The sequence below is a fragment of the Streptomyces sp. TE5632 genome (genome assembly GCF_054061295.1).
In genome coordinates, this window is the sequence record NZ_JBSSEA010000005.1 from 16,903 (window position 1) to 35,364 (window position 18,462).

At 67.5% G+C, this 18,462-nt stretch carries 14 protein-coding genes and 2 pseudogenes; 7 read left to right on the forward strand and 9 right to left on the reverse strand.

The genetic code is table 11. From position 1 onward, the window contains the following. Positions 1 to 147: 147 nt before the first annotated feature. Positions 148 to 1,458 carry a zinc-ribbon domain-containing protein gene (locus ACVW19_RS34385; protein WP_457465075.1) on the reverse strand — a complete coding sequence of 437 codons (1,311 nt, stop codon included), beginning with the start codon at positions 1,456 to 1,458 and terminating at the stop codon, positions 148 to 150. An 18-nt stretch (positions 1,459 to 1,476) separates the two neighbouring features. Beyond that, positions 1,477 to 1,710: pseudogene (locus tag ACVW19_RS34390) on the reverse strand (zinc-ribbon domain-containing protein); the annotation flags it as partial. Positions 1,711 to 2,228: 518 nt separating this feature from the next. Here ACVW19_RS34390 and ACVW19_RS34395 point away from each other — a divergent pair. From ACVW19_RS34395 to ACVW19_RS34405, 3 genes are all read left to right on the forward strand, one after another. Further along, positions 2,229 to 4,001 carry a hypothetical protein gene (locus ACVW19_RS34395; protein WP_457465023.1) on the forward strand — a complete coding sequence of 591 codons (1,773 nt, stop codon included), beginning with the start codon at positions 2,229 to 2,231 and terminating at the stop codon, positions 3,999 to 4,001. 119 nt (positions 4,002 to 4,120) lie between these two features. Continuing rightward, complete coding sequence (locus ACVW19_RS34400; protein ID WP_457465025.1) at positions 4,121 to 4,930, forward strand: hypothetical protein; 810 nt, start codon at positions 4,121 to 4,123, stop codon at positions 4,928 to 4,930. An 822-nt stretch (positions 4,931 to 5,752) separates the two neighbouring features. Further along, a complete protein-coding gene (locus tag ACVW19_RS34405; protein WP_457465027.1) occupies positions 5,753 to 6,997 on the forward strand; it encodes a DUF6236 family protein in 1,245 nt (414 codons plus the stop codon). An 84-nt stretch (positions 6,998 to 7,081) separates the two neighbouring features. Here the strand turns inward: ACVW19_RS34405 and ACVW19_RS34410 are convergent, their stop codons facing one another. Continuing rightward, positions 7,082 to 7,210, reverse strand: a complete 129-nt coding sequence (locus tag ACVW19_RS34410; RefSeq protein ID WP_457465029.1) for a hypothetical protein — start codon at positions 7,208 to 7,210, stop codon at positions 7,082 to 7,084. 159 nt (positions 7,211 to 7,369) lie between these two features. Here ACVW19_RS34410 and ACVW19_RS34415 point away from each other — a divergent pair, with 159 nt between their 5' ends. After that, entirely contained in the window at positions 7,370 to 7,513 is a 144-nt protein-coding gene (locus ACVW19_RS34415; protein ID WP_457465031.1) for a hypothetical protein, read from the forward strand. Positions 7,514 to 7,668: 155 nt separating this feature from the next. Here ACVW19_RS34415 and ACVW19_RS34420 read toward each other — a convergent pair whose 3' ends face one another. The 5 genes from ACVW19_RS34420 to ACVW19_RS34440 form a co-directional block, all read right to left on the reverse strand. Next, positions 7,669 to 8,241 (reverse strand): hypothetical protein, encoded by a 573-nt coding sequence (locus ACVW19_RS34420; protein ID WP_457465032.1) that lies wholly within the window; start codon positions 8,239 to 8,241, stop codon positions 7,669 to 7,671. Between the two features lie 664 nt (positions 8,242 to 8,905). Further along, positions 8,906 to 9,742 carry a hypothetical protein gene (locus tag ACVW19_RS34425; protein ID WP_457465034.1) on the reverse strand — a complete coding sequence of 279 codons (837 nt, stop codon included), beginning with the start codon at positions 9,740 to 9,742 and terminating at the stop codon, positions 8,906 to 8,908. 205 nt (positions 9,743 to 9,947) lie between these two features. Then, positions 9,948 to 11,123 carry a hypothetical protein gene (locus ACVW19_RS34430; RefSeq protein ID WP_457465036.1) on the reverse strand — a complete coding sequence of 392 codons (1,176 nt, stop codon included), beginning with the start codon at positions 11,121 to 11,123 and terminating at the stop codon, positions 9,948 to 9,950. Continuing rightward, entirely contained in the window at positions 11,120 to 11,704 is a 585-nt protein-coding gene (locus ACVW19_RS34435) for an RNA polymerase sigma factor (RefSeq protein ID WP_457465037.1), read from the reverse strand. Before ACVW19_RS34435 ends, ACVW19_RS34430 begins: the two co-directional genes overlap by 4 nt. Further along, positions 11,701 to 11,937 (reverse strand): hypothetical protein, encoded by a 237-nt coding sequence (locus ACVW19_RS34440; RefSeq protein ID WP_457465039.1) that lies wholly within the window; start codon positions 11,935 to 11,937, stop codon positions 11,701 to 11,703. The genes ACVW19_RS34435 and ACVW19_RS34440 overlap by 4 nt, the downstream gene beginning before the upstream one ends. 179 nt (positions 11,938 to 12,116) lie before the next feature. Here ACVW19_RS34440 and ACVW19_RS34445 point away from each other — a divergent pair, with 179 nt between their 5' ends. The 3 genes from ACVW19_RS34445 to ACVW19_RS34455 all read left to right on the forward strand — a co-directional run bounded on the left by ACVW19_RS34445 (position 12,117) and on the right by ACVW19_RS34455 (position 18,146). Further along, positions 12,117 to 12,335: a DUF6207 family protein gene (locus tag ACVW19_RS34445; protein WP_457465040.1), complete on the forward strand. Its 219-nt coding sequence runs from the start codon at positions 12,117 to 12,119 to the stop codon at positions 12,333 to 12,335. A 2,096-nt stretch (positions 12,336 to 14,431) separates the two neighbouring features. After that, the gene (locus ACVW19_RS34450; protein WP_457465042.1) at positions 14,432 to 14,587 is read left to right on the forward strand and encodes a hypothetical protein; all 156 of its coding nucleotides are present in this window, start codon (positions 14,432 to 14,434) and stop codon (positions 14,585 to 14,587) included. Between the two features lie 391 nt (positions 14,588 to 14,978). Continuing rightward, positions 14,979 to 18,146 carry a DEAD/DEAH box helicase gene (locus ACVW19_RS34455; protein ID WP_457465044.1) on the forward strand — a complete coding sequence of 1,056 codons (3,168 nt, stop codon included), beginning with the start codon at positions 14,979 to 14,981 and terminating at the stop codon, positions 18,144 to 18,146. A gap of 194 nt (positions 18,147 to 18,340) precedes the next feature. Here the strand turns inward: ACVW19_RS34455 and ACVW19_RS34460 are convergent. Further along, a pseudogene (locus ACVW19_RS34460) lies at positions 18,341 to 18,454 on the reverse strand (NADH-quinone oxidoreductase subunit C); the annotation flags it as partial. Positions 18,455 to 18,462: the final 8 nt, after the last annotated feature.

An 18,462-nucleotide genomic window follows, 5' to 3' on the forward strand; every position in this document is an offset into this window, starting at 1 on the left:
GTTGCCGGCTGTCTGATACCCCGCAGCGCTTTCAGGTCTTGGCGCAGGTCTACGTGCCAGCGCAGCCGCTGACCACGGCGGAGCGTGGCCAGACCGCTCCATCTTGATCGCATTCATCTCCGCCGGCTTGAGGGCAAGCTCGTGCCTTCAGTGGGCGCTCCGGCTTCTGCGTGACTGGGGGCAGTGCTGGCAGACCATGCCTTTGCTCCGGTTGTTCACGCTGTCTTCGGCAGCATGTCCCTGCGCGCACAGCCACCACACCACGCGCCGGGTGTGCGGCGTGACGTGCGTGGGCTGGAGGGTCCCGTTGAGCGTTGGATGCCACTGCGCGGCAAGCTCCGGTCTTCGTGCCGCGAGCGAGGTGGTCTCGGTGGCGTAGCGGCCGGAGCAGAAGCCGCATCCGGTTCCCTTGCCGACACGCTGGTCGATCTTGGCGCGGAATGTATGTCCGGCGGCGCACAGCCACCACACCTCTTTGCCTGAATGGGCAGTGACCTGCGTCGGGGTGAGCTCGCCGTTTCGGTGCGGATGCCACTGCTCGGCGATGAGAGGGAATTGCGCAGCGAGGGAGCTGGGGCCGTGCTCCCGCGCGCGCAATGCGTTGACGGCACGATCTGCTTCTTCCTGGGCGACGAGTCGGCCGTCGGTGATGTACGTCGCGGCCGCCTCTCTCGCGGCGGCCGCGGGGAGGAAGCCCTCGTCGATCATTTTCTGCAGCACCGCCGCTGCTACCTGAAAGGGCTTGGCCGCTCTCGGTGCCGTGGTGTCGCTGGGGCCGGTCAGAGGCAGCGGGTGCTCGCGCACCCTGATCACTTTGTAGCCGGCACGTTGCAGCCGCTGCGTCTTCTCCCGGTCGCGTGTGTCCGTGTCCTTGTGCCAGTAGAAGCCGTCGTACTCCACTGCGATGTCGCCGAAGATCATGTCCACCCGCAGGCGCTGCCTGTGGGGCGTACTCAAACGCGCATCACGCCTCAGCGGCTTCAGGTGGCCGGCGAGCACGTGGCTGAGTTCGGCGAACGCTCTCAGCTCCACCTCAGACACACCGGTGAGCTTGCACTGGTCGCACGAGCTTCCGGCGGACCGTTTGAAGACCATGGCTCGCCATTCGTGGCCGCTGGCGCAGCGCCACCAGACGTTGCGCCGTGCCCCGTAGGGAATCTGGTCCGGTGTCAGGTCGTTGTTGCGGGTGGGGTGCCACTGCGCCGCGAGTTCCGGGTGCCGGGTGGCAAGGTCGTTGCCGTACCCGACCTTCTGATTGGCGCAGTACGGGCATCCGGAGCGCCTGGCTGTGCGGTTCGCTACGACTGCCTCCCACTCGTGGCCGCACGATCCCAGCCACCAGACCTTCCGGTTTGACTTGGGGGCGATCCGGTCGGGTTGCACGTCACCGTTTCGGGTGGGATGCCATTCGCCGGCCACCTCGGGGAACTGCGCTGTCAGGTCGTTGCCGTATCCCACTTTGCGGCTCCCGCAGTAGGGGCATCCGCATCCGCCGCTCCGGCTGTGGACCACGGCCTGCCACTCGTGGCCGCACGAGCCGAGCCACCATGCCTTTCGGCTCGACCCTGCTGCGACCGAGTCCGGTGTGAGGTCACCGTTGCGGATGGGATGCCATTCGTCGGCCACCTGCGGCGCGGCCAACCTGAGGCTGGTCCCTCTGGCCGGTCTCACCTCGTGATGACCGGCGGCAGGTCGGTGTGCGGGTGTCATGGCCGTGGAGCTTAACTCCCGGCACTGACAGTGGCTTTGACTGCAACCGCCTCAGGAGGAACGGTCCGGTTGGCGATAGCACTGCCGGCTTGGGGCCCCCGGGGGGGGAGTCCGGTGGCGGTGGGGGCGGAGACAGCGACGTTGACATGTCACTTGCAGGGCCAGGAGGATCATTGGCCGGCTTGCGAAGAAATCGTGAAGGCGGGAGCGAGGGTGACCCGTCCGGCACTCCAGCAAGGCGGCGCACCGGCCACCAAAGCGCGAGCCCTGCTCTGCGCCATCATTGCGGAGCCTCCGGGCAGGCCGCATACGTACCCCTTCCCACAGGTCCAGCGCATGGTTTCTCCTTTTCGCCCGGACACGCGTGGGCGGTGTCGAGGATGGCACGGACGGGACAGGGCGGAAGAGCATAACCGGCACAACCGACGGTCGAAATGCGCGTGCTGGCACCCCTACCCGCAAAGGAGATACCGTCCACCTTCACAATAGGGACACAACTTGAGTCGAGAAGGCGGCAGATGAGCGAGCAGTTGATCGAGGACGGGCACGACCAACGTCCAGACGGCCGGGAGCCGGATGCGACAACCATTCACCTGCGGGCAGCCACTCGGGCGCTGCGGGCACACTTGGATGTGCTGCCGACGGTGTTCCATTTCGATGGGCCCGGTGATCAGTTCCTCGCCGAATCGGCGTTGCCCTTTGCCCGGTGGCGCTATGCGTGCGCGGATTCGCTCCTCGGCTCGGGCATGGGGGGAACGGTGGTAGGCGCTCTGGCCCGGAGCCTGTTCGACGACGGCCTGCGCTGGCAGTGGATCGGGCAGGCACCGGCCGAGCGACGGCCGGCGTTGCTGGGCGGCATGCTGGAGGAACGCAACCGGATCCTCGGCTACTTGGAGGAACACGAGGCCAGCTGCCCGAATCTTGCCCGGTGGTTCGTGCCGTTGAGCGGCATCACCGACCTGACGGGAGGCTCGCTGTCATGGCTGTCGGCACCGTCCCTGCCGGATGAGCAGGAACTGTTGGACCTGTTCCTGGCCTCCTCCCCCGCTGCAGCTCCATCGGCCGGATCGGACGGCCGTCCCGAAGACTTTCTGGCTGCGGCACGCGGCATGCTGGCCGTATCCGGGTTGCGTGGTGCGGTGACCATTCTGGGACATGCAGGTCATGGCAACTTGCTGGGTCTGCAAAGCAGCGTGACGGCCGACGGTGTCCCGGGCCATGACCTGCGTGCCGATCACGAGGCGCTGTTCATGCATGTCGCAGCTGTCGGTGTCACCGTGACACTCCTGGGCGTGTGTGCGGCGGTGCCGGAGTGCTGGCCCGAGGAAGTCGATCAGGCCGAATACCTGACCACGACGATGCGGCTGACCCAGGAGGTCGTCTCCGCGGCGCGCGCGATACACGGTCTGGGGGATCCCAAGCCCGCCCCAACAGCGTCGGCCAAGGTCCGCTCCCGGGCGCGGCAGCCGCTGCTTCGCCCGGAGGTCATTGTGCCGCCCGGCAGTCTGCTACCGGACATCGCCGACGCCGGCCCGGTCATCGCCGCAGTGAAGGAATACGACGCCTTCCTCAACAGCTGGTACACCAGCCCCTGGGCGCACGGCGACCCCAAACTGGCCGGTGTGCTCGCCTACGCCGGCGCCCATTCCACGTTCGCCACCGTGATGGCCACCTACGACCAACACGCCACCGTCACCACCGTGTTCGCCGCACGCATGCTCCTGGAAGAAGCAGCCCGCTTCACCTGGCTGGCTCAGGAGCAGGCGGACGACGACGCCTATGTGCAGCGCTCCACCCGCTACTTCGACGAGTTCCGGGCCCGGAGGAAGAAGACCATCGATCTGTTCGCCAGCAACGGGGTGTCCCTCGCTGCCGCAAGGCGGCTGCTGCAGCTGCCTGACAACGTGATCGAAGGTCCGCAGGACATATCCAAGGGGCGCCAGCCCTTGCCACCGATCGACGAGCTGCTCCTGGCCATGGGCGCGCCCTTCCCCGAGCCGGGCTGGCTGCCGGTGGCGTACTCACTGCTGAGTCAGGTCACCCACAGCACCCCTACCGGACTCATGCACATGGCCCGCCATGTCGACGGCACTCTCAGGGCCCACGACATCTCCCCCGAGATGCTGGCCCTGGCCCTCGATGTGGCCTGCCTGGGCAGCGCCCGACTCCTCGCCCTGTCCTCCCTGCTACTGGACCGCGGCAGCAACGCGGCAAAACACTACGCGCTCGGACTCGAGGCACGCGCTCTGGCCGTGCACGACACGGCGCGCCTGGTGCACTGGCTCGACTGACCTTTCATACCGCACGGTCAAGTTCGTGGACCGGCACGGGGTGCCTGCCCTCCGGCGCTGGCCGGCCATGCAGTTCAACGAACGATCACGTCAAAGAAAACGACGTCTATGGTGGCGGGATGCTCCTTCCCACCCACCGGACCACCCTAGATCTGCTCGATGCGCACCTGGAGGCACTGTGGGGCGGGACCGGCCTCCCGCTCCCGCGGGCACTGGTCGGCCTCGCGGCGGAAGGAGAGGACGAGCTCGTGCACTGGGCCCTCGACCGGCTCCGGCACATCCCCCGCGAACCGAAGGACGCCTTTGTCCGGCAAGTCGGCAATTTGCTGGAGGAGTTCCGCTCCCGTCGCTGTCCCTGGAACGCGGCGGCGCTGCGGTTGTTCAACGACACGTACGTCTTCGCGGCTACCGGCCCCCGGCGGCACGAGGACTGGGCGCACGACGTCCACGCCGTGCTGCACCGGTCGGTTCCCGACCCCCGGGGCTGGCTCCGGCTGGATCCGGATCGCGCCAACACCGCCCGTCGCACGGTGCCCGCCTACCCCTTCGACCCCCCGGGCCCTTCAGAGCTGCCCAGACGTCTGTATCCCCTGGAGGCGGAGGCGGCGGTCGCCGCGCTCGCCGTCATGGCTGAGCAGTGGCAGTCGGAACCCGCCCCTGTCCGTTCCCGCCCGGACCGGGACGCCGTGCTGGCGAATGCCCGGACTCTGCTCGACCGGTACGGGCCCACCGCGCGCCACTGGACCAACGCGACGGCCGCCGCCTCCAACCCGGCCCTGGACTTCCTCGCAGCGGGACTCGAGGGCACCGAGTCCCATCGTTTCCACACCCGCGAGTACCTCAACGGCCTCGACCTCTTCGAGGACCTGGGCCTGATCGCAGTGGCCGACGACGAGGTGGGCGTCTTCTGGTCGTTCGGCGCGTATTGACGTGCATTCGTAGAAGACGTCAGGCGACCGTCCACCACCACCTCGGTGGCCCGTTATCTTCTTTGCGGTCCTGCAAGAGGGCCGCTGGCCTCCGGGCCCGGCATGACTGTTGCCCCCTGTCGATCCGATGACCTGGGGGATGGTGTCCGGGGCCCGAGGGGTGCCGTCACAGACGCTAACCAGATGTCCGGCTACCGCCCGCCCGGCGCAATGCCGGGCCACTCGCGGGCGGCAGGTCTGTATAACGTGGATGCGCGCGAACGGCCCCACGCCGAGGTCGGCTCGGCATCGACGCATGTGGGGGCATGGTGGCTCCGGCTCAGGGCATGGTTCGACAACCAGCGCTCGTGAGCCGCGACGCTGACACCGAAACGGGTAGAGCAGCCCTCCGCTATCGGCATGGGCTGGTTATAGAACACGTCCGGGCCGTCGGCGGTGATCCGGATGCTGTGGGACAACACGGCGTTGATCGGCCCTCATTGAGATGGAGGGGAAGGTGAACGACGACACCTGTCTATTCCTGCTCGATGATGCGTCCATACCGCTCGGCGCGGCTCCGTCGCCGTTGATGATCTCGTGTGCATGGGGACTCCCGCGGTACGCGGGTGGCTGGACGCTCGCGGAAACACGCCGGCCTTCTCGTACCTGTGCCTGTTGCCACCGGAGGAGACAGCAGCCGCCCTCAAGGGGAGGGGAACATCTGCCCGTCTCGCTGAGCGACGGGCGCCTTCCGTTCGGCAGTTCTGGCAGCGCAGGATCATTGCGCATTACGGTGGCCCGGGCGCGGCCGCCGTACGGGCTGCCATCGGGGAGGGGAACGCCTTGCTACCACACGTCGGGCTGTACTACCCATACATCCATTTCCGGGATGAGGGCTGGCTGAAGACCGCAGCGCTCTACTGGCGGGAACTGGCGCGAGTCGTCCCCGAGGATTACCGGCTGTCCGATTCCAGGACCGCCCGTGTCCTCGCCCAGGAGATCGGCTTCGTCACGAACGTGGGTCCAACCTCCGCGGCGCAGCAGGTGGCACCCATGTTCCTGGACCTGCTCGACCGTTACGCGGACGCATTACGCACTGCGGGATACGGCGTGTCGGAGTCGTGGGAAGAGGGATACAACCGTACGGCGGCGCCCTTCGATCCCGCGTCCCCGCGTTCGCTCGGATCCTCGTCCGGCAACAGCCGCTCCATGCGCCCCTATCGGGCTGGGGCGGCGGCCGCCTACTGGGAGGAGTTCACCCCTGAGCTACGGGAGGTGCTGTTTGCCACCGGTCTCGCCGCTGACGGGCGTCGTGCTCCCGGTCTCCGGGCAAGGCGGTCACTCATGGAAGGGCGATGGGTCACCATGAACGCCGCGCTCGCCTGGGTCTACAAGTGCGCGTTCGTCGAAGCGCTCGCCGTCCAAGGCCGGTACACGCCCACGACCGACCAGCCCGACGCCCACCTCGCGTCAAACGGCTGGGACGCCGACCGCATCGCCGAAGTCCTCCTCCGCACACCCGCGCCTCCCACCTTGCCCCTTCCGCCCGTCCCTTCCGCCGATATCGTCGGTCTGCTGGCCATCCGCATCGCCGTCCCGGCCGATCTCACGGACGTACCGGTCGAGAAGATCGTCAAGTTGCGCAAGGACCACCGTGAAGAGTTCGCCGCGTTCACCAGCACAGTGTCGGAGACGGTGGACCTGCTGAAGCAGGAACTGGCCGGGACGACGCTGCCCGAGGCGCGCGAACGCTATTTGCACATGGCGGTGGAACAGCGCTTCGAAGCTCCCTTGCGAGCACTGCGGGCGGCCATGAGGGGACAGGGAATCAGCACCGCCTACAGCGCCGTCAACGTGAAGTTCGAGATCCCCGCGCTGGCCGCCGCAGTCGGCGGAGCCGGCGCCCTCGCCGGCCACCCACTGCTCGGCGGCGCGGTGGGTGCGGCCTTGACCTTCACGAGCCTTCGCCACACGCACATTCAGCAGACCAAAGCCTTGAAGGCGCAGAACCCGGCCGCGTACCTCCTGGCCGTCCAGCGCGGCCTCACACCGCCGTCCCTCCTCCGCCGGATCACCCGCTTCACGTGATGCGCGACGAGGCGGGGCGCCGCCAGGGGCACTTCCCCTTCGGGGGGAAGGGAAGTTCGTCCGAGTGCCGCTTGACGGACGGCGTCAGGCACTTCGGACGGCGCTGGCGCCGGTGAACAGCCGCAGCCGGTCATCGGCCCCTGGCGTCGTGGCCTCGTGGATCACCACGTCGACCGTGTCGGTCTTGCGGCGGCTCTCCCGCAAAACAGTCACCGGAGCCGCCCTCCGCATCGTCCCGGTCGTACGTACCGCGAGTGCCGGCCCTCCCCCGACCACCAAGCCGCCGCACCCACACGCCCGAACCGGCGGCGCCGTCTCGCCCAGCGTCTACGCATCATCGCCGCCCGCACGCGGGCCATCGCCTGGAAGCTGGTGAAGCTGTCGGGCGAGGAGTTCGTCAAAGGCTTCGCGAACAAGGCCGGCGCCGTCACCGCGCTCGTCCTGGGCGTGCTCGTCTACGCCCACGTGCTGGGCGTAGACCCGGCCGATGCCGTACGCCGCATCCTCGGCATGTGACTGCCGTCGTGCCCGGGAACGCGGCCGTCCACGGTTCCGGGCACGACGGCGACACCCCCGCGTGCTCCGCTGCGGCTGTTCGAGCGTCTTCCGAGGCGCCAGACCGAGGACCTCTTCACTCGGAGAAGCGCGACCCTGGCAGTGGAGAGTCCAGCTCAGAAGGGAGGCTCGTCGCTGTAGGCAGCTGGCTGGGCGGGTGCCTTGGGGAGCGGGCCGGTGGCCCAGGGGTCGTCTGCCGGAGGTGATGAAGAACCACCCCACCCTCCGGAAGCCTGCCGGGCCGGGGGCACCGTGGCCGGCGGGGTGCCCCAGCCCGAGGCGGTCTGCACCGGCGCGGCAGGTGGAGTTGCTGGTACTTCGTCCGGCTCGAGGCCGTCGATATCGTTGTTCCACAGCCGACGCAGGTACTCGCGGCAGGTCGCCGGATCGTCGTCGTCCCAGCGGTCGTCCGGCTCCGGCCAGCGCCGGCCATCGGGATCCCGGTCCTGCAGCTGGCACAGAGCACGCAAAAGGGCATCGACGACCACCCATTGGCTGGTGGTCGTCCCGGTGAGGAGACGCCGGATGGTTTCTCGGCTCACCTTGTGAGGGTTGGGCATAGTGCCGGTGACCGCCGCGATCTGCGGAAGCGGGGGCCGTCCGGCCTCCCGGTAGTGGACGTACAGCTCGGCAACGAGCTCGCGCTTGGGTCCAGGCGGCAGCACATCCTTGCCGGGCATTCGCAGCATTCGTGGCATCCGTCAACCCTGCCACGTTCAAGCGCAGTTAGACACAGGAAAGCTCGTGTTCGCCCGGCATCACGCCACATGAGAGCCCAGGTAATCCCGTGTGGCCTCGCTGAGTCCGCTCTTCGCCTCACCTGGCCTCACATCAGCTGGTCGTAGACCAGTTGCAGCCCGCAGAAACACGTTTCAACAACTCCATGTTTTCGCTGGTCAGAGGCCCTTTCGGGGTGCTTTTGTTGTTGCCGTTCACCCCTGAGGTTCGGGATTTGTCTCAAGGGGTGGACAACGGCACGGCTGTCGCCAGAAACGGCGACGGCCCCCTGGTGGGCAGGGAGCCGTCTGCAGAAGACCGAACATCCCCGACGAAGGAGAAGCTCATGTCCAAGGGCGAGCGTACGGGCAACGGCTCAGCCCCGGAACCCCCCAACCTGTCCTCAACAAGCCGATGGGCCGCACGAGCACGGCGAGTACGCAACGAGGCCGGCCTCTACCTGATCCGCGGTGCCGCAACCGCCGTCGGCGGTGCCATCGTGACGTACAGCAGCATTTGGCTCCACACTCGCTGAGGCCTCCGTTCCGCGTTGGCGATCAGAAGGAACTGTGCTGGCACGGAGGCCCAGACCATCTGGACCGGGCCTCCGAAGCACCATCGATACGGCCGCTCGCGCTACGGCAGATCCTCCAGCCGGGCGAGCAGGCCAGCGGCGGTGGCGACCGCCGCAACGGCGTCGGCGCGGGTCCAGGCAAAGTGCTCGGTGGTGCCCGCGTCATCGTGCGGGGCACCGCTGAACAGAGCGAAGGCGCTCTGGATGAGTACCGCCCATCGCTCCTCTTGGTTCCGTTCCGAGGCCTTCTTCTTCACCGCCTGGTCGTGGACCTTCTGGGTGTTGCAGGCCTCGCGCACGGGATCGAGGGCCGCGCGGGCGAGGGTCACGGCGTGCTCGTAGCGCTGGTCGCGGATCGCCGTCTTCGCCTCGCAGATGCGGCGTGCGGCGGTGGCCCGGGCCTCCACGGTGGTGATCGGGATGAGGACGTCGACGAAGGCGCCGGCATCGAGCTGGGTGAGGGCGTTGCTCCACGTCGCGTGCGGGATGCGGATGACCCCCTGGTCGGAGGCGACGGGCCAGTGCTTCGTTTCGGCCAGGGCGGTCAGGGTGAGTTCGGCGCGCAGGGACAAGTCGGCGCCCGCCCGCATCTTCTCCAGGCCGCGCAGCTGTTGGTCTGTCACGGTTGTCTCAAGCGCGAGCATCGTCGAGAACGACTTCAGCCCGATCGGCCCCGATACGGAGTGCAGGACGCCGATCCAGCTCGCAGGGCTGGGCATCTCGTGTGTCCAGAGACGGCCGGAGACGAGGAACGGGGCGTCCTCGGTGTAGTCGCCGTGGGCGGTCACCTCGAAGGTCAAGGCGAGTCGGTGGACGTCCCAGCCCTGGAAGAGGTTGGCGTGCTGCTGCGCTCGAAGGTTGACGCTGTAATCGTTCGAGCCGAATCGAAAGTTGGCCATCGTTCCTCGCCTGGTTGAACCCGTGCCTGATGGTCGCAGGCCAACCGCCGCAACGGCAGCGTTTTTCTCAGGGCTCACGGCGGCCTGACCCGCCCCGGGCTGACAAGCCCCAAACCTGCCACGGGTTTGGGGCTTGTCAGCCCGGGGCGGGTCAGGCTGGGGGCCCAGGTGCTACAGCCAGTGGGCGCCCTCCTGGCCGGACTTGTCACGGGCAGCCAGGAACCAGATTGCTTGGAACCGGCGACGCAAGGTCACGGACGCCGATTGGCACCAGGAGTCCGCTGGTGGAAGGAGTCACGAGGTCGGCGAGGATCTTATGGGCGTCGGCTGCTACATCTGGAGAGGCGGTCCGAGCCCAGACCAGGAGCCGAGGCGCCAGCTGTGGATCAGCGCTGAAATGGCACTGCAGGCAGCTCGGGTTGTTCTCCTCAACGGCTTGCTCATACGCCTCGGTCGCTTCACGTCCGATCAGGTTGTACAGAGCGTGTCGGCTGCCTGCCAGCTGCAAGCAGCTCTGTTCTCGGACAATGACTGTGCTGTGGTGGAAGCTGCCCATTTTGAACAGGAGCGGAGATCGCTGGAGGGTGAAGGTGTGGGGCCGGGGCCAGCGGGCGTTGGAGGAGCACTTCATCTCACCCACAAGAACGGTGTCGGATGTCCCCGTCACCAGCATGATGTCCACGTCGCGGCAGCGGAGAGGAGTAGACACCATGGGGGCCAGCGGCAGGTGTTCAAGGTTGGTGCTCCAGTCCCACAGGTGCTTGGCGCGGGGGTGGCCGGGAGTTGTTACCTCGGTATCGGGTTGTGCGGCTCGCTGGGCGTCTGCCGCGATCTGCGCGGCGGCGCGGCGGGCGTCGGCAAGGATGCGCTCGGCTTCCTGGCGTGCCTTGGCGAGCCGGAGTTCCCCATCGAGGGCTTCCGCCAGCCGGGATGCGGCTGCGGGCAGTGCGGACAGATCCGGTGTGGCGAGCCAGTTGGAACAGTCCAGCAGTTCGGTCAGCCGTTCCCCGGGGCGGCGACGTGGCCGGACCGGCTCAGCGCTGAGCGAGTCGACTGTGCGGTGCAGTTCGCGAGCGTCGTCCAGCTGCTGCTGGGCGGCGGACACGCCGTGGCTGGTAGCGATGCGCAGCCAGTGCGTGGCGCGCTCCAGATCACCGCGTTCGAGGTATTCGAGTCCGAGTGCGTAGGCGTCGCTGCCGAGTTCTGCCTCGGTGGCCAGGTCGTCGGCTTCCCGGGCGCGCTCGGGTGTGAGCTGTTCGAGGTCGGTGAGGAGTGCGGTGAAGCCGGCATCGAGTTCGGCGTCGGTGTAGGTGGGGTCATCTTCGCGCAGGGTGGCGAGCATGTCTTCGATCGGGTCGGGGCGGTTGTCCGCGCGGGTCACTTGCGCACCTCCTTGTGCGTGCGGCTGGTGGTGGGCAGCGGGTAGGCGGCCAGGTCCTGCGCCGTGTGGAGCGTTCTGACAGCGGTGCTGATCAGTTTCTTCACTCCGTTGACGGTGATGCCCATCAGCTCGGCAACGGCCCGGCGGTCCAGGCCGTCGACGTAGCGCAGTTGCAGGGCTTCGCGCTGGCGTGGGGTGAGCCGGGCGACCGCCCGGCTCAGGTCGATGCGCAGGCCGGCCAGACCGATCGCGTCCGCCCGGTCCTGTGCGATCTGGGCCAGGCGCTCGCCGAGACCGTCGTCGCCCGGCAGGTCGGGGGCCTTCTCCTGTCCCTGGCGCCAGTCGGCGACCTTCCGCCGGGCGATGACGAACAAGGGGCCGACGGGGTTGTCGTACACCTGCTGGTAGTAGTCGAAGCGGCGCAAGAACGCGATCCAGGTCTCTTGGGCAAGTGCCTCGGCCTCACCCTGATCGCCGATCCGGCGGCGGATGTATCCGACCAGCTTGGAGTGATGCGCGCGGTAGAAGGCCGCACGGGGGTCCGTACGGCCTTCTGCCTCTTGTCCGGGTTCGTCTGTCACCAGCCACCGTTCCCGCTGACGGCCGGCCCGAGGGTGATCGTCCACTCGCCGCCGGACGCGTCGCGGTGCGTGACCCGGCTGGCCTGGCCGCTGCCTGTCAGACACTCCGCGAGTTCGGTCATGGTGCGGCGCTTCTCCCGTTCCAGCGACACCGCACCTCGGACCTGCACCACCGTGGCCGCCAGGCCCGTCAGCCGCCCCGGCACCAGGACCGGGAACTCTTCCTCCACCACCGCAACTCCTTCGTCGACAACAGCGTCGACCTGTACGTCCCGTGGCGGAGCGAAAACGGGTACCCGTGTGACCGAAGTTCGGGGTGTGCTCTGCGTCACAGGCAGAGTAGGCCCTGCTCAATCGGGTGAACCTGTCCCCGCTGCAGAACCGCCCCCGGCGTCGGCGCGTGCTGCCGGGCATGAGACCGATCAACGCGAGGCATGTGGCCGGGCCCGGGCTGGCCGTCGTGGACGTGGCCGCTGCTGACGACGCGACCGCGTTCGCGGTCCAGGAAGCGCTCGCCGCCATGTGGGCGACCGCGACGGCAGAACGCACCGTGCGGGAGCCGGGAGAGCCCGGTGTCCGGCTGCGCTGCTACCTCGACGTGCGCCAGGCCCTCGACCAGCCTGCCCGGTGAGGCTCAAGGTGTGGCCGACATTCTCAAGGGCTGTCGCCGTGCCCGTCCCAGTGGCTCGCGTCGCTGGGGCGCGGGTTGTACAACGCCCGCCGCCCGCCAGTTCTACGAGCGTGAGGAGCCGCCACTGACAGCCGGGGTGCGGTCGCGTCACCTGCGGAAGCGGGAGAGCCAGGTGCCGCCGGCCTTCTGCTCGGGCACGGCCTGGCCCTGCTCTTGTTGTCGATGCGCGCCCGGCCAGGCTTGCTGTACGTCGGTGACGGCCTGCCGGTCGCAGTCCTCGCACAGAGAGGGCCGGGGCTCTTGGGTGGCGCCCCAGCCGACGCGCTCGACCGCCCTCCACCGTTCGTCGGTGAACTCGGCACCGCAGCCGGCGCAGACGGGACGACGGGCATGCCGCTGGAAGTGCTGCTGCCATGCCCCGTCCCGTACCGGTTCCTGGTGCTCCTGCTTGCCGGCCGCCTGGGCCTTGGCGGTGTCGGCCCTCTGCTTGCAGTCGTCGCACAGGTGCGGGTGGGTGCCCTTCGGGGTCCCCAGTTCGTCGCCTGTGCTGTCTTCCAGCGTTCGTCGGTGAACTTCGCTCCGCAGCCGGCGCAGACGGGTCGGCGGGCCTCACGCTCGGCTGCCTTCTTCGCCGCCTGCTCCTGGGCTGCCCGCCGCACCTGTGCCTGGTACCCGTCCTGTCGGGCTTTGGCCTCTTCCCGGGCGCGGGCGTCGGCCACCTCACGGCAGGGATTGCCGATCGCTTCCCGCAGGGGCTGCATGTGCTCGCGGCCGAAGCGGAGGAACACCGGTCCGGCTGGGAGGCCCTCCACCGCCATGACCGACATCCGCAACGTGCACGCCGGTACCGACACAGCAGTCCGTGACTACGTCCAAGCCTTACCGGCCGGGCGAAGTCACCATCTTGTGGGCTGTCACCACGCCAGCCCTCATGGACATCTTCGAGGGAGCGCCACACGCACGGACCCTGACGCAGGATCCCGAGCTGTGAGAGCCGTCCGTGCCTGTTGACGTAGGCGCGGGTGGCCTCGATCGGCGGCCGAGCCGCCTGGAGTGACTCTGCGGCAACGATCCAGCCCTCCAGCCTCCCGAGCAGGTCCTTCAGCCGGGTGAGGCAGATGTCCTGCAGGAACTGCTGGCGCAATGCACTGTGCGGCAATGCAGCGCGGAGCCGGTCCACGGCCCATTCCCCGTGCGGCGTCATGTGCTCACCCGATCTGCGGCAGAGCGCCTACAGCCACGTTAGCGAGCAAAGCCACGGTGAGCATGCCGGCCGCTTCTCACGGATATCGGCGCGGTGCTGTGTGTGCAGCACTGGCTTCAGTCGTCGATGCGGGGGCGGGGTTGTGCGTGTCTATCTGGGCAGGCGGCGGTATCCGCTGGCATGACGGTATCGCAGCTCAAGCAGGTCCACTGCTGGGTCGGGGTCGCAAGCGCTTCCTGAACAACGGCTCGGGCATTGGGTGAAATGGGATGCAGAGCCTTGGCTGCTGTGGCCCTGACGAGGAGATCAGGGTCGGCAAGGAGATGCCGGGCGCCCTGGTGCTGCTGGCGAGCGGGCCCCGGGGTAGCGCACCAGTGACGCCTGCGGGTCACCGGCTGCCGGTGCACCTCCGCACGGAGCACCGGACAGTATGACGCTCGAGGCCTCCCCGCCCGTTGTCAGTGTGCAGGTATAGCGTTAGCGGGTTGAAATACCTTCAGCTCCCGAACTACCTCACAGCCACTACATGTTGTGTTCCTACGTGCGAGTAACACAACTTATGGGGTGCTTGCTTGCAGAGCATCGCGTGGGGTGCTGTACTTGTGCGCGTTCGAACCAAAGCAGGCCCCAGCCAGGGGCTTCGACGTGAGGTCGAACCGCCTGGCATGGGGCCTGGTGCGTTGGTCGCGCCCTGGGACCCTATAACGAGCCATAGAGTTCTCCAACCCCATGGCACGTATCGGCGGTTTGCCTCAGGAATGAGGTAGTGATCACCATGGCTGCACTGTTGATCGGGTACGACCTGAACAGACCTGGGCAGAATTACACGTCCTTGATCAAGGAAATCAAAGCTCTCGGATCGTGTTGCCGCCCGTTGGAGTCCACCTGGGTGGTGAAGACTCCCAAGACCGTTTCCCAGGTCCGCGATCTGCTCTCGGGCTACGTCGATCGCAACGACGAGTTGCTTGTGATGGACGTGACCGACACCTCCTGGGCGAGCTACAACCTGGACCAGGACGTGGCCGCGTGGTTGAAGGCGAACGTGTAGCGGTCACGCCGGCCGTGCACTCCGGTGCGCCCGGTCCACATGTCCCGCCGGGCGCACCGAGACGGTGGTGATCGAGCGGACGCTGGCGCGCGCATCTGGTCTGCCTATGCAGGCCAGGGCCCTCAGCCAGCAGGACCTGCGTATGTAGGCCAGTGGCCTGCTCCGGTTCCTGGTGCACCAGGAACCGGAGCAGGCCGTTGTCTGATCCTTTCGCCGAGGTCCAGCGTGCTGGCCGTGGCACGAGCCGACCCGTACCCGAAGTCCGTGGCGCCCATCGACACCGCTGAGCAACAGGCACTGTTGTCGCCCCAGCCTGCCGCCTTGGTCCCTGGCTCTTACTGTGCCCAGGCCGCTTCGGTCCCGCTCCCCTACTCGTAAAGAGAACACCCCTATGAACGTGAGCACCCGGCCCGTGTGGGCCCAGGAGAGATACGGGCGCAACAAGGTGCGCCAATTGCTGGTTCCTGAAGGCACACTGCAGGTCACTGACGAATGCGGGACTGTACGAGTCTCCAACGTCTACGGCAGTTGGCCCGCGGAGCGCAGGGCGACGGAGGACGTCGGGGAGCTGACGGCCGTGCTGCCGAGCCAGCCGGGTGGTGAGGTGCGCTGGCGGGGAGGCGCGGCGTGCACGCCGCGGACGGTGGTGGAGTCCTACCGGGATGCCATCGGGTATCGCTCCTACGACGAGCCGCGCAGCCTGCGCCGTCCGCAGGTCGGCGCCCTGCATGCCGTCATGGGGCACTGGGCCTCGGGACTCAGCGACCCCGGCATCGTGGTCATGCCCACCGGCACCGGCAAGACCGAGACGATGCTGGCTTTGCTGGTGGCCGCACGGATGGAACGGCTGCTGGTGCTGGTGCCCAGCGCGGCCCTGCGGGATCAGATCGCGGGGAAGTTCGAGACGCTCGGCATCCTGCAGAAGGAGCAGATCGTCACGCCTGACGCACTGCGCCCACGGGTGGGCCGGCTCGAGCACGGGTTCAAGGATGCCGAGGAAGCGGCCCGGTTCATCGAGGCGTGCAACGTCGTCGTCGCTACCCCGCAGATCCTCAACAAGAGCGTGGGCAATGTGCGGACGGCGCTGCTGTCGTCGTTCTCCCATCTGATCGTGGACGAGGCGCACCACTCTGCAGCGGACACGTGGGCGCGGGTGATCAATGACTTCGCCGACCGTCCGGTGCTGTTGTTCACCGCCACGCCGTTTAGGGAGGACGGCCGCAGGCTGCCGGGCCGTACCGTGTTCCGTTTCCCGCTACGGGAGGCGCAGCGGCTGGAGTACTTCAAGCGCATCAACTACCGGGCAGTGTTCGGTGTGGAGGACGTCGACCGGGAGCTGGCGGTGCTGGCCGTGGGCCAGTTGCGCGCCGACCTGGCAGCTGGGCAGGACCACTTGCTGATGGCACGGGCCGAGAGCATTCCGAAAGCCGAGGAACTGGGCGCTCTGTATCAGGAGCTGGCGCCCGAGTTCGATCCGACCGTGGTGCATCAGAACGTCGGGGTCACGCGCCGCAAGGCGGCGGTACAGGCTCTTCGGGAGCGCAGTTGCCGCCTCATCATCTGTGTCGACATGCTCGGTGAGGGGTTCGACGAGCCCGCTTTGAAGATTGCGGCCATGCATGCGGCGCGCAAGAGTCTGAGCCCGATGATCCAGTTCATCGGCCGGTTCACGCGCGCCACGGACGGACTCGGCGAAGCCACGGTATTCGTCGCGCAGGAGCCGCACGCCGGTGCGTCGCCGCTGCGGCGTTTGCTGCGCGAGGATGCCGACTGGAACGATCTGCTGCGCGACCTCACCGACCGTGCCACCCTGGCAGCCGAGCAGACCAGTTCCTTCGACTCCACCTTCAACGGGGCGCCGGAGGAGGTGGCGGTCGGCGTGCTGGAACCCAAGATGAGCGCGATCGCCTACCGGGCGCCCGCAGGGCAGTGGCGGCCCGAGGCAGCCCTCGCGCTGTGCAAGGCCAACGAACGGGTCCTGGACGACACCGTGGCCCTCGGCGGCGAGGACTCGCCGGTCGCCTGGTATGTCATCGAACGCCGCACCCCCGTGCGCTGGGGAGCGCCGCAGGAGCTGGAGCAAGTCGTTTATGAGCTCATCGTGCTCTACTTCGACACGTCACGTCGTCTGCTGTACATCCACGGTTCGGAGAAGTCCAGCACGTACAAGGAGCTGGCCGATGCGGTGCTGGGCCAGGACTGCGAGCTGATCAACGGCAAGCAGACTTTCCGGGTCCTGGCCCGTCTGGACCGTCTGGTGCCGACCAACGTGGGTCTCAAGGACGCCCGCGACTATTTCACGCGTTTTTCTCTGCACGTCGGCAGCGACGTCTCGCAGGGCTTCACCAGCGCCCAGGAACACAAAAGTCAGACCCACATCGCTGCGTCCGGGTTCGACGACGGCGACAGCGTCTCGATCAGTGCAGCGCACTCGGGCCGCTTCTGGTCCCCCACCACCGCGCCGAGTTTGAAGGCGTGGACCGACTGGTGCGACCAGCAGGGCACCAAGCTGCTGGACAGCAGCATCAACCTGGAGCAGGTCTTCGACGGGTTCATCATTCCTGAGGACATCACCGCACGGCCGCCGTACGCGCTGCTGGGCGTGCAGTGGCCCTGGCAGGTCTACCTGGGCTCCCGGGACCGGTACACCCTCACCTACGATCATGTTCGCTATGCCCTCACCGACGTCGACTTCGAGGTCGACGACTACTCCCCCACCGGCCCGTTCCTGTTCTCCCTGACGACGCCCGCTTGGCGCGTCGCCTACCAGGCCGACTACGACACCAAAGGCCTGGTCTACCGTCCCCGCGACCGGGACGCCGTCGTGACCGGCAACGGCCCAACCGCCCAGCCGCAGCCGCTCGAGGAATGGCTCAACGCGCACAAGCCCGACCTGTTCCTGGAGGGTGACCGCCTCATCGACGAAGAGGGCAAGCTTTTCGCCCCGCGCTACACCCGCCGCCCCTACGACCCCTCCCTGCTCACCCCGCTGGACTGGCAGGGCGTGGACTTCCGCAAGGAATCCCAGAAAGCAGAGCGTCTTACCGACTCCATCCAGTACTACATGTCCGCCTACCTGCAGGCCAGCCAATCCTTCGACGTCCTCATCGACGACGACGGCAACGGCGAAGCAGCCGACCTCGTGGGCCTGAAGGTCAGCGGCAGCTATCTGGACGTGACGCTCGTGCACTGCAAGTACTCCAAAGCCTCCCCCGGCAAACGCCTGGAGGACCTGTACGAGGTGTGCGGGCAGGCCATGCGCGGCGCCAAGTGGCGACGTGGGAACGCAGTACCGCTGCTGGATCACCTGCACCACCGGGCGGTGCTCTACACCCGGCGCAACGGCGGCATCTCCCCGTACGACATTGGCGGCCCCAGAGACCTCTTCACCCTCCGTGAGCAAGCCCGCCTGCTACGGCCGCGTTTCCACACGATCATCGCCCAACCCGGCCTGCAAGCCGGCAAAGCGACCAATGAGCAGCTCCTTCTTCTCGCCGGCGCGGACAAGTTCGTCCGCGACGTCAGCGCAGGCGACTTCACCGTCTACTGCAGCCGGTAGGCCCTGGCAGACAGGAAGCGCCGCAGCCGGGACGTTGCCTTCTGCGTGGCGCAGACCATCACCATCAGCTGCGCCATCAGCATGCGCCTCCCAGGCTCTGCCTGTCATCTGCCCTGACGCATCGGGCCTGTCCCGTTGGCATCGAGTCCTGCCAGCACGTTGTTACTGACCGGCGGCTGCTGACTGCGTGTTGCTCACGAGTACGACCTCCGCTGGTCCGGAGCCGGGGTCTGGGCGCCCTTGTACTCGACAGGGATGCCGCCGAGGGGGTAGTCCTTGCGCTGCGGGTGGCCCTGCCAGTCGTTCGGCTCATGAT

Excerpts from the sequence above, each read along its gene's own strand:
- ACVW19_RS34395 (WP_457465023.1), top strand. The coding sequence starts at position 2,229 with ATGAGCGAGCAGTTGATCGAGGACGGGCACGACCAACGTCCAGACGGC.
- ACVW19_RS34400 (WP_457465025.1), top strand. The coding sequence starts at position 4,121 with ATGCTCCTTCCCACCCACCGGACCACCCTAGATCTGCTCGATGCGCAC.
- ACVW19_RS34420 (WP_457465032.1), bottom strand. The coding sequence starts at position 8,241 with ATGCTGCGAATGCCCGGCAAGGATGTGCTGCCGCCTGGACCCAAGCGC.
- ACVW19_RS34425 (WP_457465034.1), bottom strand. The coding sequence starts at position 9,742 with ATGGCCAACTTTCGATTCGGCTCGAACGATTACAGCGTCAACCTTCGA.
- ACVW19_RS34445 (WP_457465040.1), top strand. The coding sequence starts at position 12,117 with ATGAGACCGATCAACGCGAGGCATGTGGCCGGGCCCGGGCTGGCCGTC.
- ACVW19_RS34455 (WP_457465044.1), top strand. The coding sequence starts at position 14,979 with ATGAACGTGAGCACCCGGCCCGTGTGGGCCCAGGAGAGATACGGGCGC.